The sequence below is a fragment of the Pseudomonas sp. BJa5 genome, from assembly GCF_030272875.2.
In the GTDB taxonomy this organism is placed as follows: Bacteria; Pseudomonadota; Gammaproteobacteria; order Pseudomonadales; family Pseudomonadaceae; genus Aquipseudomonas.
The window spans coordinates 40,157-55,611 of sequence record NZ_JALRNG020000006.1 but is presented as its reverse complement, the minus strand read 5'-3'; the positions used below and the strand labels follow the sequence as shown (position 1 = coordinate 55,611).

Below are 15,455 nucleotides of genomic sequence, written 5' to 3'. Positions count from 1 at the left end.
AGGAAGGATTATGTTGCTGTTGTGGATAGTGGTTCTGGTGATCGGTGCGGCCTACCTGGCCCACCGGCGTATCGCCGCCGTGCCGGCGCTGGCCATGCTCGCAGCGTACCTGGTGCTGATGGGCATCTTCAGCCATGCGCCCGGCTGGCTGCTGGCAATTTTCTGGCTGGTGCTGGCCGCCAAGGCCGCGCTGGTACTGCTGCCCGAACTGCGCCGCAAGGTATTCAGCGGGCCGTTGTTCGGCTGGTTCCGGCGCACCCTGCCGCCGATGTCGCAAACCGAACGCGAGGCCATCGATGCCGGCACCGTGTGGTGGGATGGCGAACTGTTCAGCGGCCGGCCGAACTGGAACACCTTGCTCGGCTACCCCAAGGCGCAGCTGAGCGAAGAGGAACAGGCCTTTATCGACGGCCCCACCGAAGCGCTCTGCGCCATGGTCAGCGACTGGCAGATCGGCCAGGACCTTGACCTGCCGGCAGCCGCCTGGGAGCACATCAAGGCCAATGGCTTCTTCGCCCTGATCATCCCCAGGGAGTACGGCGGCAAGGGTTTCTCGGCCTATGCCCACTCACAGGTGGCCATGAAGCTGGCCACCCGCAGCGGCGACCTGGCCTCCACCGTCATGGTGCCCAACTCCCTGGGCCCTGCGGAACTGCTGCTGCACTACGGCACCGACGAGCAACGCAATCACTACCTGCCGCGCCTGGCCCGCGGCGACGACATCCCCTGCTTCGCCCTCACCGGCCCCCTGGCCGGCTCCGATGCCGGGGCCATGCCCGACACCGGGATCGTTTGCAAGGGCCAGTGGCAAGGTGAAGAAGTCATCGGCCTGCGCCTGAACTGGGAAAAGCGCTACATCACCCTCGGCCCGGTGGCGACCTTGCTGGGCCTGGCGTTCAAGGCCTACGACCCAGACCACCTGCTGGGCGAAGAGGAAGAACTGGGCATCAGCCTGGCCCTGGTCCCCACCGACACCCCCGGCGTCGAGATCGGCCAGCGTCACCTGCCCCTGGGAGCGGCCTTCATGAACGGCCCCAACAGCGGCAAGGACGTGTTCATTCCGCTGGATTTCCTCATCGGCGGCCAGGCCATGCTGGGCAAGGGCTGGATGATGCTGATGAACTGCCTGTCGGTAGGCCGCTCGATTTCCCTGCCGGCAGCCGGCACCGGTGCCGCCAAGTACGCCAGCCTGGTCACCGGCCAGTACGCGCGGATCCGCGAGCAGTTCAACGTGCCGCTGGCCGCCTTCGAAGGCATCCAGGAATCACTGGCGCGCATCGGCGGCAACGCCTTCCTGATGGACAGCGCCCGCCTGCTGACGGCCAAGGCGGTGGACCTGGGCGAAAAGCCCTCGGTGTTGTCGGCCATCCTCAAGTACCATCTGACCGAACGCGGCCGCGAATGCATCCAGCACGCCATGGACGTGCACGGCGGCAAGGGCATCATCATGGGCCCGAACAACTACCTGGGGCGCGCCTGGCAAGGCGCACCGATCTCCATCACCGTCGAGGGCGCCAACATCCTCTCGCGCAACCTGATGATCTTCGGCCAGGGTGCGATCCGCTGCCATCCTTTCGTGCTCAAGGAAATGGCCCTGGCGGCTCGCGAGGACCACGACCAGGCACTCAGGGAGTTCGACTCGTTGCTGATGCGCCACATCGGCTTTGCCGTTGGCAACGCGGCCAGCACCCTGGTACTGGGATTGGGCCTGGGGCATTTCGAGAAAGTACCGGGTGATGCCCTGAGCCAGGGCTACTTCCGCGCCCTCAATCGCCAGGCGGCGGCCTTCGCCCTGCTGGCCGACCTGTGCATGATGCTGCTGGGTGGTGAACTCAAGCGTCGCGAACGCCTGTCGGCGCGCCTGGGCGATGTGCTGAGCCACCTCTACCTGAGCTCTGCGGCGCTCAAGCGCTACCACGACCTGGGTTCTGCCGAGCACCTGCAACCGCTGCTGCGCTGGGCCATGGAAGAAAGCCTGGGCCAGGCCGAGAAAGCCCTGGACCGGCTGCTCGACAACTTCCCCAATCGCTTCCTTGGCTGCGCCCTGCGCCTGGTGGTGTTTCCGTTTGGCCGCCGGCATACCGGGCCGGGCGACGAACTGGACGCCGAGGTGGCGGCACTGATCGGCCGGGCCAAGGGCGACCCGGCGCTGGAGGCGCTGCTAGTCGGCTGCTACCGGCCGCAGGATGCCGACGACCCGGTCGGCGCCCTGCAGCACGCCAGCACCTTGCTCGATGAAGCCGCGCCGCTGTACGAAAAACTGCATCAGGCGCACAAGAACGGCCAGTTCAACAGCGCTCCCGGGCAATCCCGGATCGAGGCCGCGCTGGAGGCCGGCGTGCTGCAAGCCGGCGAAGCACAAACCCTGCAGGCCACCGAAGCCGCCCGCCGCGCCGTCATCGATGTCGATGCCTTCAACCAGGAGGATCTGCTGCCCACGCCCGGTAAAATTCGTTAACGGTCGGGACACAGGGCGCCGGGAGCCGTATACTCCCGCGCCCGTTTTTTTGCTCAAGAGGATCGCCCCATGGCCAACCCACATCTGGAGTATCACCTCCTTCTGCTCGATCACCTGCGCAGTATCCTGGTCGCCCTGGGTGAAGCCGAGCAGGTCCCGGAAGAGAGCCATGCCTTGTTCATGGAGCGATTCGATGAACTGCGCGCGCAATTGCCCGTCGATCCCCTGGAGAGCCAATACCTGGGCCAGGACCTGATGTGCCAGGTGATCCAGCGCTACCCACAGATCGCCCACCTGGTGCCACGCGACCTGCTGTGGTTCTTCGGCGGCGACTGCCTGCACTACATGCCCGACGAAGAGCTGCAGGTCTACCAGACCCTGGAAGAGCGCCGCTACGAGGCCGAGCAGAACGATGAGCCGTTTGACTGGAACCAGGAAAAGCAGCTGTTGAGCCTGTCGGACGACGACAGCAAGCATTGACCTGCGAAGGCGCGCAGGGCACACGTCTGCCCTGTCGCCTGACAGGCGCGAAAAAATCGAGACGAAAAAAAACGCCGTTCAATCGAACGGCGTTTCTTTATTTGGAGCGGGAAACGAGACTCGAACTCGCGACCCCGACCTTGGCAAGGTCGTGCTCTACCAACTGAGCTATTCCCGCAAATCTTGAAGCAACCGGATTAACCGGCAGGAAAGAAAGTGTAAACACCCTCTTTCCAACGCATGCAGTACCTTGGGTACTGCGACGCCAAATCTGGAGCGGGAAACGAGACTCGAACTCGCGACCCCGACCTTGGCAAGGTCGTGCTCTACCAACTGAGCTATTCCCGCAAAAATGGCGTCCCCTAGGGGACTCGAACCCCTGTTACCGCCGTGAAAGGGCGGTGTCCTAGGCCACTAGACGAAGGGGACGACGCCCGAAACATGTAAAACATGCTTCAGTTATCCGGATCAAACCTTAAGGCAAGACCCTGGATTCTTTAACAAGCCCTGCCGTTAAGCAAAGCCTTTGTAAACTGGAGCGGGAAACGAGACTCGAACTCGCGACCCCGACCTTGGCAAGGTCGTGCTCTACCAACTGAGCTATTCCCGCATTGGCGTCCCCTAGGGGACTCGAACCCCTGTTACCGCCGTGAAAGGGCGGTGTCCTAGGCCACTAGACGAAGGGGACACACTACAACATTCACTCCCTGCCGCGTTTCGCTGTGTGCTTTACGCTGCAAGTGGCGCGCATTCTAGGGATGCTTTGAGAGGTCGTCAACCCCTCTGTATAAATTTATTTAAATCAATGACTTCCCGGTGCTTTGCAATGCTGTACGCGGTTATGCGCGCCTGGGCTTTGGCGTTTATTTTCTGACACCCGGCCCTGGCTCAAACCCGCGTGCCTGCGGCAGGCTACCAGCAAAACGCTATCAGGGAGCCCCCGAGAACCGCCAAACAACCCTATCCGCCCAAATGCTTAGCCACTACACTCGAACGGTAAATCATCCTGTATGAGGCGTTATCGGTGACACCACTAATGATCACCCTGCTTATCGTGGCGGGGATCGCACTATTGATCGTGATCGGCTACCTCAACAATGTGGTCGAGAACAACAAGCTCGAGCGCGCCCGACTCAAGATCGAGCTGGCCGACCGTTTGCGCCGCTGTGGTGAGATCACCGAAACCTTCCCCGGCCAGTTGATGACCCCGGCCCTCAAGCTGCTGCTGACCCGCCTCGAACTGAACCTCAACCAGCGCCAGTTGGCCCTGGACAAGAACAGCCGCGAGATCCGTGCACGCATCGCCGAACTCGAAGGCCTGATCGCCCAGGGTGAGTCGCTGCCGGTCAACAACCCGCCCTCCCCGATCCAGACCGAGGCCCGGGCCAAGGATGTGCGTTTTCTGCTCGAAGGCATGCACAACCAGATCACCCGCGCCGCCCAGGAAGGCTTCCTGCCGACCACCGAGGCCAAGCACTGGATCAAGGAGATTCGCCACATCCTGGTACTGCTGCATATCGAGTTCTTCAACAACCAGGGGCAACAGGCGCTGCAACAGAGCCAGCCCGGCCATGCCCGCCTGGCGTTCGAACGCGGCGTCCAGTACCTGCGCAAGCAGCAGGACCCTGCGCTCTACCGTGAACAGCTCGAATACATGGAAAAACTGCTGGCCCGGGCCAATGCCCAGGTATTGAGCCAGCTGGAGCCGGCCGAGGATGAGGTCAACGAGCTGACCGAAGGCCTGAAGACCGACACCAGCGAAGACTGGAAGAAGAAAGTCATCTACGACTGATAACCCCCATCGCAGGCTTCGCCAGCCCCCACAAAGACAGTTGCTCCTACAACCTGGTGGGAGCTGGCGAAGCCTGCGATCGACCGCATAGCGGTCGTCAGCAATCGGTCAGGCGCAGGAAAATCTGTGCCAGACGCTCAAGCCCCGCCTGATCCGCCTCACTGAAACGCGCCAGTTTCGGACTGTCCAGGTCCAGCACGCCAATCAAGCGCCCGTCCTTGACCAACGGAATCACCAGCTCGCTGTTCGACGCACTGTCGCAGGCGATATGCCCGGGAAAGGCATGCACGTCTTCGACCCGCTGGGTCTGGCGACTGGCTGCAGCGGCACCGCACACGCCGCGACCGAATGGAATGCGCACGCAAGCCACCTGGCCCTGGAAAGGCCCCAGCACCAGCTCTTCATTGCGATTGAGGTAGAACCCCGCCCAGTTCAGGTCCTCGACCTGGCTGTACAGAAAGGCCGAGAACTGCGCGGCATTGGCAATGAAGTCGCGTTCGTCGGCGAACAGGGCTTCCAGCTGCGCCGCGAGCAGGCCGTAGCCTTCCAGGCCCGCGCCGGCAGCATTGAGGTCGATCATCGTTTTTGCTCCAACAGTTGCAGTCCTACCCAGTACCGGGCGAACTGATAGGCACAACGGCCATTACGGTTGCCGCGGCCGGTTGCCCAGCGCACAGCGGCTTTTTCCAGGGTTTCGTCGCGCTGCCAGACCAGCCCCGGCCCCTTGGCCAGTTCACTGATCCAGTGCTCGACAACATCGAGAAAGTGTTCCTGGGTGAACGGGTAGAACGACAGCCACAGGCCGAAGCGGTCGGACAGGGCAATCTTGTCTTCCACCGCCTCGTTGGGGTGCAGCTCGCCGTCGACCATCTTCCAGTTTTCGTTGTCGCTCTGTTTTTCCGGCACCAGGTGCCGACGGTTCGAGGTGGCGTACAACAATACATTGTCCGGTGCCTGCTCGAGGGAGCCGTCGAGCACGCTCTTGAGCACCCGGTAATCGCCCTCCCCGGCTTCGAACGACAGGTCGTCACAAAACAGCACGAAACGCTGGGGCAGCTTGCTCAGTTGCTCAACCACCCGTGGCAGGTCGGCCAGGTGATCGCGCTCGATCTCGATCAGGCGCAGGCCCGCCTGGGCGTGTTCGGCCAGCAAGGCGCGGACCAGCGACGACTTGCCAGTGCCGCGCGAGCCCCACAGCAGCGCGTGGTTGGCCGGCATGCCGTCGAGGAACTGGCGAGTGTTGCGCCCCAACTGATCACGCTGCAAGTCGACCCCGATCAGGTCGGACAGACGCATGTCCAGGCTGACCTCAAGCGGCAGCAGATAACCGCTGCGGCCATCACGCTGCCAGCGCGCAGCCAGGCAGTGGTTCCAGTCGATCTCCGGGCGCAGTGCCGGCAACAGGGGTTCAAGACGGGCGAGCACGGTTTCGGCACGCTCCAGGAATGCATTCAAACGAGAGTCCACAAGGCTTCCTCAGACGGTTTCAAGGACAACGGCACTGCTGAATGTGTGACAGGGCGTGCCAGCAGCCGGGACTGATCGGCTATGCTTCGCAGCGCACGGAACGTGAAACTGGCTCGGGACTCATGGATATCAAGTTCACCAATCGCCTGTCCTACAAGCAAGCCCGGCTGACGGTCCTGGTCGGCTTCATCCTGGGTACATTGCTCAGTCTCATCCAGATCGGCATCGATTATGCCAGCGAAGACGCCTCCATCAACCGCGAGATGCAGGCCCTGCTGCAAATCAGCCACAACCCGGCCTCGCGGATCGCCTACAACATCGATGCCGAGCTGGCCCAGGAACTCACCGCCGGCCTGCTGCAATCGCCGGCGATCACCCGCGCCAGGCTGGTCGACAACACCGACACGGTACTGGCCGACGCCCAGCGTCCCCGCCAGGAAAGCAGCTATCGCTTCATCAGCGACTTTCTCTTCGATGAAAGCCGCCAGTTCCAGGATTCACTGCTGCTCAGCCACATGCCGGACGACTACCTGGGCACCCTGTACCTGGAAGTCGATACCTTTCCGTTTGGCAGCCGCTTCCTCAAGCGCGCCGAAGTCACCTTGCTCAATGGTTTCATACGCAGCCTGATCCTCACCGGCATCTTGCTGGTGCTGTTCTACATCATGCTGACCCAGCCGCTGGTCCGGGTGATCAGCGCCCTGGCCAGCAGCAACACGCGCCATCCGGCTCGCTCGAAGCTGTCCTACCCGCCTGGCCACGAGCACGATGAGATCGGTGTGCTGGTCAAGGTCGCCAACCAGCAGTTCGTCAGCATGGCCACCGAGATCGAGCAACGGCGCAACGCCGAAAACCGCCTGACCGATTACCTCAACGAACTGGAAAACATCGTCTCGGCGCGCACCAATGAACTGAAGGCCAGCAACACCCGCCTGAGCCAGTCCAACGAGGAACTGGAACAAGCCCGGCGCCGCGCCCTGGACATGGCCCAGGCCCGGGCAGCATTCCTGGCCAACATGAGCCACGAGATCCGCACCCCGCTCAACGGCCTGCTGGGCATGATCGCGCTGTCGCTGGACAGCCCGCTCAACGCCGAACAACGCCAGCAGCTGTCGATCGCCCACGACTCGGGCAAAGTCCTGGTGGAGCTGCTCAACGATATCCTCGACCTGTCCAAGTTCGACGCCGGCCAGCTGGAGCTCGAACGCATCCCGTTCGACCTCGGCGCCCTGGTCGAGGACACGGCCAACCTGCTGTCGCAGAATGCCGCCCCCAGTGTCGAGCTGACCTGCCTGATCGACCCGAACTTTCCGTCCATGGTCCTGGGCGACCCTACCCGCGTGCGGCAGATTGTCAGCAACCTGCTGTCCAACGCGCTCAAGTTCACCCGTTTCGGCCGCGTCGATGTGCGCCTCAGCGCCACCCATGCCGGAGTGCGCCTGGAGGTCTGCGACACCGGCATCGGCATTCCCCGGGAAGCCCAGGTGCGGATTTTCCAGCCTTTCACCCAGGCCGGTGCCGGCATCACCCGGCAATATGGCGGCACCGGCCTGGGCCTGGCCTTGACCAACAACTTGTGCGAAGCCATGCAGGGCCGCCTGAGCATCAGTTCCGAAGCCGGATTCGGCAGCCAGTTCAGCGCCGAGCTGCCCCTGCCCAGCCACAGCCCGGCCATCCCTGTCGGCCGCCTGCGCGGCAGTGTCGCTGCCATCAGCAATGCCGGCAGCGGCCTGGCTGAACTGCTGCAGACATTGCTGCCGGCGTGGGGCGTGGACTATCGGCGTTATGACAGCCCCCAGGCCTTGGGTCAGGTTTCACCCGACCTGCTGATCACCGACGACCTGGACAGCCTGTTCGACCTGCGTCCCCATGTCCACGCGCCGATCCTGCTGGTCACCGCCTACGGCAACTTCCTCCCGGGCGAACAGGCCGCGAACCTTTCGCCATTGCAACAACAAGCCCGGCCACTGGCACGCAGCGCCCTGTACCAGGCCCTGCGCCGCACCCTGCAAGGTGCCGACAGCATCCACCCGTCCGCCCACGACGGCGCCCTGCACAGTGAACGCCGCGCCCGCATCCTGCTGGTGGAGGACAACCCGGTGAACCAGTTGGTGGCCAAGGGCATGCTGGCCAAGCTCGGCTGCGAGGTGAGCATCGCCGCCCACGGCGCCGATGCCCTGGAACATCTGGAGCGCGGCCATTTCGACCTGGTGCTGATGGACTGCAACATGCCGGTCATGGATGGCTACGAGGCCAGCCGGCAGATCCGCCAGAGTGGTCGCTGGCCGGAGCTGCCGATCGTTGCCCTGACCGCCAACGCCATGCCCGAGGAGCGTGAGCGCTGCCGGGCGGCGGGTATGAGCGACTACCTGGCCAAGCCCTTCCGTCGCGAAGAGCTGCTGGCCCTGATCGATCACTGGGTGCCGCTGACCGCTAGCTGAGCAGCTTCTCGATCGAATCGACCAGCGCCGCCGGCTTGGTGCTCGGCGAATAGCGGGTGACCTTGCCACTGGCCGGATCGAACAGGAACTTGGTGAAGTTCCATTTGATCCCCTGGGAGCCCAGCAGCCCCGGCGCACGTTTTTTCAACTCGACGAACAGCGGGTGGGCACCGGCGCCATTGACCTCGATCTTGCGAAACAGCGGAAAGCTGACGCCGAAATTGGTCTCGCAGAACTGGGCGATTTCCCGGGCATCCCCCGGCTCCTGCTTGCCGAACTGGTTGCAGGGAAACCCCAGCACCACCAGGCCCTGGCCCCGGTATCGCTGCCAGAGCTGTTCAAGCCCCTTGTACTGCGGAGTAAAACCACACTGGCTGGCCGTGTTGACCACCAGCAGCGCCTTGCCCTGGAAATCGCCCAGGACCTTCTGCTCACCGCCCAGGGTGACGCAGGGAATGTTCAGCAGCGAGTCGGCCATGACGTGTCACTCCTCTGTCAGCGTGGAACCAGGTCCAAGCAGACCGAGTTGATGCAGTAGCGTAGCCCGGTCGGCGGCGGACCGTCGGGAAATACATGGCCCAGGTGGGCGTCACAGTGCGCGCAGGTCACTTCGGTGCGGATCATGCCGTGGGAGGTGTCGCGAATCTCGATCATCGCGCTGTCCTCGATCGGCTCATAGAAGCTGGGCCAGCCGCAGCCGGAGTCGAACTTGGCCTTCGAGTCGAACAACGGCGCATTGCAGCAGATGCAGTGGTAGACGCCGTCGGTCCGGGTGGCGTTGTACTTGCCGCTGAACGGTCGTTCGGTGCCCTTGAGGCGACAGACCTGGTACTGCTCGGGGTCGAGCATTGCGCGCCATTCTTCCAGGGTTTTCTCGATCTTATCCATATGCAGGCCTCGGCAGACTAAAAACCCCGCACGGTGTCTTTTCCACAGCGCGGGCGGCACGTATATTATTGCGCCTCATCAGACATCAGTCTGGCACCCGCGTTACACGCATTTCAAACGATTTCACAGCGCAGTGCGCGGCGATCTTTTCTAATCGGGATCACATCATGCAGGTCAGCAAATCGAACAAGCTCGCCAATGTCTGCTACGACATTCGCGGCCCGGTGCTCAAGCACGCCAAGCGCCTGGAAGAGGAAGGCCACCGCATCCTCAAGCTGAACATCGGCAACCCGGCGCCCTTTGGTTTCGAAGCGCCGGATGAAATCCTCCAGGATGTGATCCGCAACCTGCCGACCGCCCAGGGCTACAGCGACTCCAAGGGCCTGTTCAGCGCGCGCAAGGCGGTGATGCAGTACTACCAGCAAAAGCAGGTCGAAGGTGTCGGCATCGAGGACATCTACCTGGGCAACGGCGTTTCCGAGCTGATCGTGATGTCGATGCAGGCGCTGCTCAACAACGGCGACGAAGTGCTGATCCCGGCCCCTGACTACCCGCTGTGGACCGCCGCCGTGAGCCTGGCCGGCGGCAACCCGGTGCACTACCTGTGCGACGAGCAGGCCGACTGGTTCCCTGACCTGGACGACATCAAGGCCAAGATCACCTCCAACACCAAGGCCCTGGTGATCATCAACCCGAACAACCCGACCGGTGCGGTGTACTCGCGCGAGCTGCTGCTGGGCATGCTGGAGCTGGCCCGCCAGCACAACCTGGTGGTGTTCTCCGACGAGATCTACGACAAGATCCTCTACGATGAAGCCGTGCACATCAGCACCGCCTCGCTGGCCCCGGACCTGCTCTGCCTGACCTTCAACGGCCTGTCCAAGTCCTACCGGGTGGCGGGCTTCCGCTCCGGCTGGCTGGCCATCTCCGGGCCCAAGCAGCACGCCCAGAGCTACATCGAAGGCATCGACATGCTGGCCAACATGCGCCTGTGCGCCAACGTGCCGAGCCAGCATGCGATCCAGACTGCCCTGGGCGGCTACCAGAGCATCAACGACCTGGTCCTGCCGCCAGGCCGCCTGCTGGAGCAGCGCAACCGCACCTGGGAACTGCTCAACGACATTCCTGGCGTCAGCTGCGTCAAGCCGATGGGCGCGCTCTACGCCTTCCCGCGGATCGACCCGAAAGTCTGCCCGATCCACAACGACGAGAAGTTCGTCCTCGACCTGCTGCTCTCGGAAAAACTGTTGATCGTCCAGGGCACGGCCTTCAACTGGCCGTGGCCGGATCACTTCCGCGTGGTCACCCTGCCGCGGGTCGATGACCTGGAACAGGCCATCGGCCGTATCGGAAACTTCCTGAAGACTTATCAGCAGTAACCTACAGGCATCCTGGAAAAGCCTGCGCCCCTTCAGCGCAGGCCTTTCAGATCAATCCCCCACCTCTTGTAAGCCTCGACGCTCTGGCGTGCGGGATGACGGATTTCGTCTGTAATACATAGAAGTACACAGTTTGAAATAGTCGCCCGGTTGAATCACTACGGCCCGCGCCTTATATACCCCGCATACGTGACATTTTTATCCGTCAGGAGACCGTAACAACCATGATGCGCATCTTACTGTTTGTAGCCACCAACCTTGCGGTCGTGCTGATTGCCAGCATTACCCTGAGCCTGTTCGGCTTCAATGGGTTCATGGCGGCAAACGGGGTTGACCTCAAGCTCGACCAGCTGCTGATTTTCTGCGCCGTGTTCGGCTTTGCCGGCTCGCTGATCTCGCTGTTCATCTCCAAGTGGATGGCGAAGATGAGCACCGGCACCCAGATCATCAGCCAGCCGCGCACCCGCCACGAGCAATGGCTGTTGCAGACCGTCGAGGAGCTGTCCCGCGAAGCCGGCATCAAGATGCCGGAAGTGGGCATCTTCCCGGCGTACGAGGCCAACGCCTTCGCCACCGGCTGGAACCGCAACGACGCCCTGGTCGCCGTCAGCCAGGGCCTGCTGGAGCGCTTCTCGCCCGATGAAGTACGTGCCGTGCTGGCCCACGAGATCGGCCACGTCGCCAACGGCGACATGGTCACCCTGGCGCTGGTGCAGGGCGTGGTGAACACCTTCGTGATGTTCTTCGCCCGCATCATCGGCAACTTCGTCGACAAGGTGATCTTCAAGAACGAAGAAGGCCAGGGCATCGCCTACTACATCGCGACCATCGTCGCCGAACTGGTCCTGGGCATCCTCGCCAGCATCATCGTCATGTGGTTCTCGCGCAAACGCGAATACCGCGCCGACGAAGCCGGTGCCCGCCTGGCCGGCACCAATGCGATGATCGGCGCCCTGCAGCGCCTGCGCTCGGAGCAAGGCGTGCCGGTGCACATGCCCGACACCCTGAACGCCTTCGGCATCAACGGCGGCCTCAAGCAAGGTCTGGCCGGCCTGCTGATGAGCCACCCGCCACTGGAAGATCGCATCGAGGCCCTGCGCCGTCGCGGCTGATCGACACAGCAATGAAAAAGGGCGACTTCGGTCGCCCTTTTTTCATCAGCGCTGCAGGCGATACACCCGCTCGTACAAACTCGTCACCCCCGCCTGAAGGAACTTCGGACTGTCTTCGATCACATCCCATGCCTCCAGCGCCTCTGGCTGCCAGGCTGCGAACAGTTGTCGCACTTCCTGATCGGGCACCGAGAAAGGCGGCCCGTCCAGCCGTTGCTGGTCATAGTCCAGGGTGATCATCAGGCCTCTGCAGCCCTGGGGCAGGCTGCCAGTCAGATGCGCGGCATAGCGCTCGCGCATGGCCGGCGGCAAGGCGATCACGGCGGCGCGATCGTACAGCCCGGCGCAGTCGCCGATCTCCTCACGGCCCAGGGCAAAGAAGTCGCCGCACAATAGCTCCAGATTGTCGTGGCGATAGACCTTGAAGGCACCCCGCTCACTGATCTGTGGCTGCAACCCTTGCTCGGCGAAAAACTGCTCGACGGCAAGCTGGGAAAGCTCCACGCCAAGCACCTGGTGCCCCTGCGCAGCCAGCCAGACCAGGTCCAGGCTCTTGCCGCACAAAGGCACCAGCACCTTGCTCGCCGCCGGCAGATTCAACAACGGCCAGTGTCGTTGCAGGTAGGCATTGACCTGCCCCTGATGAAATCCGATCTGGTTGTCCGCCCAGCGCTTGTGCCAGAACTCCGCCTGCATGGCATACCTCGAATATTTCGATCGATTAATGCTAAAACTTATATTGGATTTAGATTAATGACCTGATTGAAGATAGGCCCATCTTAACCTTCAGGACCCTTCTCATGCTGCCCAGCCTGTTTATTTCCCACGGCTCGCCCATGCTCGCCCTGGAGCCCGCAGCCAGTGGCCCTGCCCTCGCCCGCCTTGCCGCAGAATTGCCCAGACCGAAAGCCATTGTAGTGGTGTCGGCACACTGGGAGAGCCATGAGCTGCTGGTCAGCAGCGGCGCGACGCCAGCGACCTGGCATGACTTCGGCGGCTTCCCGGCGGCGCTGTATGCCGTGCAGTACCCGGCTCCGGGCGATCCGGCCCTGGCCCAACGCCTGAGCGAACTGCTCGGTGCCGCCGGCCTGCCCGCCCGCCTCGACCCGCAACGCCCCTTCGATCACGGCACCTGGGTGCCGCTGTCGCTGATGTACCCCAAGGCGGATATCCCGGTGGTGCAGGTGTCGCTGCCCACCCGGCTCGGGCCCAAGCTGCAGGAACAGGTGGGGCGCGCGCTGGCCGGTCTGCGTGAAGAGAACATCCTGCTGATCGGCTCGGGCAGCATCACCCACAACCTCGGCGAACTGGACTGGCATGCCGGCCCGGAAAGCGTCGAGCCCTGGGCCCTGGCATTTCGCGACTGGATGGTCGACAAACTGGCGGCAGACGACACCGCTGCCCTGCATGACTACCGGCAGCAGGCACCGTTTGCCGTACGCAGCCACCCGAGTGACGAGCACCTGCTGCCGCTGTACTTCGCCCGCGGTGCCGGTGGACGCTTCGGCATTGCCCACCAGGGGTTCAGCCTGGGCGCGCTGGGGATGGACATCTACCGCTTCGATTGACCCCCGTCGGAGCGGGCTTGCCCCGCGATAGCGATTCTTCAGGCATATCGCATCGCGGGGCAAGCCCGCTCCCACTCGAGGCAGTTGCCCCCACTGAAGATCAGGCAAAAAAAATCCCCGAACCAGTCGGGGATTTTTTTATCGCTCGCGGATCAGTCTTCGCGGTAGCGGCGCAGCTTCAGCTGCTTACCGGCAACGCGGGTGTCCTTGAGCTTGGCCAGCAGACGCTCCAGGCCCTCTTCCGGCAGCTCGACCAGGCTGAAGCTGTCGCGCACCTGGATGCGGCCGATGGCTTCGCGGGCCAGGCCGCCTTCGTTGAGGATGGCGCCCAGCAGGTTCTTGGCGGCGATACCGTCACGCGCACCCAGTGCGGTACGGCAACGGGCACGGCCTTCAGCCAGCGGCATCGGCGCACGACGCTCACGCTCGCCACGCTCCGGACGTTCACCGGTGCGCTCACGCGGGGTGTAGGTCGGCACCAGCGGCTGTTCTTTCTCTACCGCTTCCAGGGTCAGGGCCTGACCGTTGGTAGCCTTGCGCAGCAGGGCCGCGGCCAGGGCGCGCGGGCTGCAACCGATGTCGGCGGTCAGGCGATCGAGCAGATCACCGTGGGTCGATTCGGCGTCGGCAACCAGCGGTGCCAGGCTGTTGGTCAGCTTCTTGATGCGTGCATCGAGAACGGCCTGGGCGTTCGGCAGGCGAACTTCGGCAACCTTCTGACCGGTAACACGCTCGATGACCTGCAGCATGCGGCGCTCACGCGGGGTGACCAGCAGCAGCGCACGGCCTTCGCGACCGGCACGACCGGTACGGCCGATACGGTGAACGTAGGACTCTGGATCGTACGGCATGTCGACGTTGAACACGTGAGTGATGCGCGGTACGTCCAGGCCACGGGCAGCGACGTCGGTAGCGACGACGATGTCCAGGCGGCCATCCTTGAGCGAGTCGATCACGCGCTCGCGCTGGTTCTGGGCAATGTCACCGTTCAGCGCAGCGGCTTTGTAGCCTTTGGCTTCCAGGGCGCTGGCCAGGTCCAGGGTGGCTTGCTTGGTACGCACGAAGGCGATCAGCGCGTCGAACTCTTCCACTTCCAGCAGGCGCAGGACAGCGGAGACCTTCTGGTCGGCATGGACCATCAGGTGGGCTTGTTCGATCGCGGTAACGGTCTGGGTCTTGCTCTGGATCTTGACGTGCTTCGGCTCGCGCAGGTGACGCTCGGCGATCGCGCGGATCGAGGCTGGCAGGGTGGCCGAGAACAGAACGGTCTGGCGGCTTTCCGGCATGGCCTTGAAGATCACTTCCAGGTCATCCATGAAGCCCAGCTTGAGCATTTCGTCGGCTTCGTCGAGTACCAGGTGGTTGACGGTAGCCAGGACCTTCTCGTCGCGACGCAGGTGGTCGCACAGACGGCCCGGGGTAGCAACGACGATTTGCGCGCCGTTACGGATTGCTTTGAGTTGTGGGCCCATCGGGGCACCACCGTACACGGCCACCACGGTTACGCCCGGCATCTGCTTGGCGTAGGTTTCGAAAGCGGTGGCAACTTGCAGCGCCAACTCACGGGTTGGCGCCAGGATCAGGGCTTGCGGCTCGCGCTTGCTCGGGTCGATGCGGTTCAGGATAGGCAGTGCGAAGGCAGCGGTCTTACCGGTACCTGTCTGCGCCTGACCGATCATGTCGTGACCGGCGAGAATAATCGGGATCGATTGCTGCTGGATGGCGGATGGCTCTTCGTAGCCGGTAGCCAGCACAGCAGCAACAATGCTCGGATGAAGATCGAGAGCGGCGAAGCCGCCGGTTTCCTGGGTCATGGGTCTGCCTCTAAGTGCATCCGCAAAGACCCATGCTCCAAAGCTGCACATGCCTT

Annotated in this window: 12 protein-coding genes, 5 tRNA genes and 1 pseudogene; 7 read left to right on the top strand and 11 right to left on the bottom strand. The window is 63.0% G+C overall.

Annotation, left to right across the window (positions count from 1 at the left end; all coding sequences use genetic code 11):
• Positions 1-10: 10 nt before the first annotated feature.
• Together M2D63_RS05130 and M2D63_RS05125 are read left to right on the top strand one after the other, a co-directional pair.
• A complete protein-coding gene (locus M2D63_RS05130) occupies positions 11-2,458 on the top strand; it encodes an acyl-CoA dehydrogenase (protein WP_285861735.1) in 2,448 nt (815 codons plus the stop codon).
• A gap of 69 nt (positions 2,459-2,527) precedes the next feature.
• A complete protein-coding gene (locus M2D63_RS05125) occupies positions 2,528-2,938 on the top strand; it encodes a PA2817 family protein (RefSeq protein ID WP_285861734.1) in 411 nt (136 codons plus the stop codon).
• A 102-nt stretch (positions 2,939-3,040) separates the two neighbouring features.
• Here the strand turns inward: M2D63_RS05125 and M2D63_RS05120 are convergent.
• The 5 genes from M2D63_RS05120 to M2D63_RS05100 form a co-directional block, all read right to left on the bottom strand.
• Positions 3,041-3,116, bottom strand: a tRNA-Gly gene (locus M2D63_RS05120).
• A gap of 94 nt (positions 3,117-3,210) precedes the next feature.
• Positions 3,211-3,286, bottom strand: a tRNA-Gly gene (locus tag M2D63_RS05115).
• Between the two features lie 5 nt (positions 3,287-3,291).
• Positions 3,292-3,367: transfer RNA gene (locus M2D63_RS05110), tRNA-Glu, on the bottom strand.
• A 105-nt stretch (positions 3,368-3,472) separates the two neighbouring features.
• Positions 3,473-3,548: transfer RNA gene (locus M2D63_RS05105), tRNA-Gly, on the bottom strand.
• 2 nt (positions 3,549-3,550) lie between these two features.
• A tRNA-Glu gene (locus M2D63_RS05100) sits at positions 3,551-3,626 on the bottom strand.
• A gap of 336 nt (positions 3,627-3,962) precedes the next feature.
• On the opposite strand from M2D63_RS05100, the gene M2D63_RS05095 reads away from it, so the two are divergent.
• The gene (locus M2D63_RS05095; RefSeq protein ID WP_285861733.1) at positions 3,963-4,730 is read left to right on the top strand and encodes a hypothetical protein; all 768 of its coding nucleotides are present in this window, start codon (positions 3,963-3,965) and stop codon (positions 4,728-4,730) included.
• 97 nt (positions 4,731-4,827) lie between these two features.
• On the opposite strand, the gene M2D63_RS05090 is transcribed toward M2D63_RS05095, so the two are convergent.
• Both M2D63_RS05090 and M2D63_RS05085 read right to left on the bottom strand, forming a co-directional pair.
• Positions 4,828-5,310, bottom strand: a complete 483-nt coding sequence (locus M2D63_RS05090) for a GAF domain-containing protein (protein WP_285861732.1) — start codon at positions 5,308-5,310, stop codon at positions 4,828-4,830.
• Positions 5,307-6,197 (bottom strand): ATP-binding protein, encoded by an 891-nt coding sequence (locus M2D63_RS05085; protein ID WP_285861731.1) that lies wholly within the window; start codon positions 6,195-6,197, stop codon positions 5,307-5,309. Before M2D63_RS05085 ends, M2D63_RS05090 begins: the two co-directional genes overlap by 4 nt.
• A gap of 122 nt (positions 6,198-6,319) precedes the next feature.
• On the opposite strand from M2D63_RS05085, the gene M2D63_RS05080 reads away from it, so the two are divergent.
• Positions 6,320-8,638, top strand: a complete 2,319-nt coding sequence (locus M2D63_RS05080; RefSeq protein ID WP_285861730.1) for a response regulator — start codon at positions 6,320-6,322, stop codon at positions 8,636-8,638.
• Here M2D63_RS05080 and M2D63_RS05075 read toward each other — a convergent pair.
• Positions 8,631-9,116: a glutathione peroxidase gene (locus M2D63_RS05075; protein WP_285861729.1), complete on the bottom strand. Its 486-nt coding sequence runs from the start codon at positions 9,114-9,116 to the stop codon at positions 8,631-8,633. The genes M2D63_RS05080 and M2D63_RS05075 overlap by 8 nt on opposite strands.
• A gap of 17 nt (positions 9,117-9,133) precedes the next feature.
• Entirely contained in the window at positions 9,134-9,526 is a 393-nt protein-coding gene (gene msrB / locus M2D63_RS05070; protein WP_285861728.1) for a peptide-methionine (R)-S-oxide reductase MsrB, read from the bottom strand.
• A 167-nt stretch (positions 9,527-9,693) separates the two neighbouring features.
• On the opposite strand from msrB, the gene M2D63_RS05065 reads away from it, so the two are divergent.
• Positions 9,694-10,905 carry a pyridoxal phosphate-dependent aminotransferase gene (locus M2D63_RS05065; protein WP_274112816.1) on the top strand — a complete coding sequence of 404 codons (1,212 nt, stop codon included), beginning with the start codon at positions 9,694-9,696 and terminating at the stop codon, positions 10,903-10,905.
• A gap of 224 nt (positions 10,906-11,129) precedes the next feature.
• Positions 11,130-12,017 (top strand): protease HtpX, encoded by an 888-nt coding sequence (gene htpX, locus M2D63_RS05060; protein ID WP_130265684.1) that lies wholly within the window; start codon positions 11,130-11,132, stop codon positions 12,015-12,017.
• A gap of 45 nt (positions 12,018-12,062) precedes the next feature.
• On the opposite strand, the gene M2D63_RS05055 is transcribed toward htpX, so the two are convergent.
• The gene (locus M2D63_RS05055; RefSeq protein WP_285861727.1) at positions 12,063-12,713 is read right to left on the bottom strand and encodes a thiopurine S-methyltransferase; all 651 of its coding nucleotides are present in this window, start codon (positions 12,711-12,713) and stop codon (positions 12,063-12,065) included.
• A gap of 104 nt (positions 12,714-12,817) precedes the next feature.
• Here M2D63_RS05055 and M2D63_RS05050 point away from each other — a divergent pair, with 104 nt between their 5' ends.
• Entirely contained in the window at positions 12,818-13,585 is a 768-nt protein-coding gene (locus tag M2D63_RS05050) for a class III extradiol ring-cleavage dioxygenase (RefSeq protein WP_285861726.1), read from the top strand.
• Positions 13,586-13,737: 152 nt separating this feature from the next.
• Here the strand turns inward: M2D63_RS05050 and M2D63_RS05045 are convergent.
• Positions 13,738-15,433, bottom strand: a pseudogene (locus M2D63_RS05045) (DEAD/DEAH box helicase).
• Positions 15,434-15,455 lie beyond the last annotated feature (22 nt).

Bases quoted from the DNA above. Each gene is read 5' to 3' on its own strand.
- M2D63_RS05130 (WP_285861735.1), top strand. From the start codon at position 11: ATGTTGCTGTTGTGGATAGTGGTTCTGGTGATCGGTGCGGCCTACCTG.
- M2D63_RS05125 (WP_285861734.1), top strand. From the start codon at position 2,528: ATGGCCAACCCACATCTGGAGTATCACCTCCTTCTGCTCGATCACCTG.
- M2D63_RS05090 (WP_285861732.1), bottom strand. From the start codon at position 5,310: ATGATCGACCTCAATGCTGCCGGCGCGGGCCTGGAAGGCTACGGCCTG.
- M2D63_RS05080 (WP_285861730.1), top strand. From the start codon at position 6,320: ATGGATATCAAGTTCACCAATCGCCTGTCCTACAAGCAAGCCCGGCTG.
- M2D63_RS05075 (WP_285861729.1), bottom strand. From the start codon at position 9,116: ATGGCCGACTCGCTGCTGAACATTCCCTGCGTCACCCTGGGCGGTGAG.
- msrB (WP_285861728.1), bottom strand. From the start codon at position 9,526: ATGGATAAGATCGAGAAAACCCTGGAAGAATGGCGCGCAATGCTCGAC.
- M2D63_RS05065 (WP_274112816.1), top strand. From the start codon at position 9,694: ATGCAGGTCAGCAAATCGAACAAGCTCGCCAATGTCTGCTACGACATT.
- htpX (WP_130265684.1), top strand. From the start codon at position 11,130: ATGATGCGCATCTTACTGTTTGTAGCCACCAACCTTGCGGTCGTGCTG.
- M2D63_RS05055 (WP_285861727.1), bottom strand. From the start codon at position 12,713: ATGCAGGCGGAGTTCTGGCACAAGCGCTGGGCGGACAACCAGATCGGA.
- M2D63_RS05050 (WP_285861726.1), top strand. From the start codon at position 12,818: ATGCTGCCCAGCCTGTTTATTTCCCACGGCTCGCCCATGCTCGCCCTG.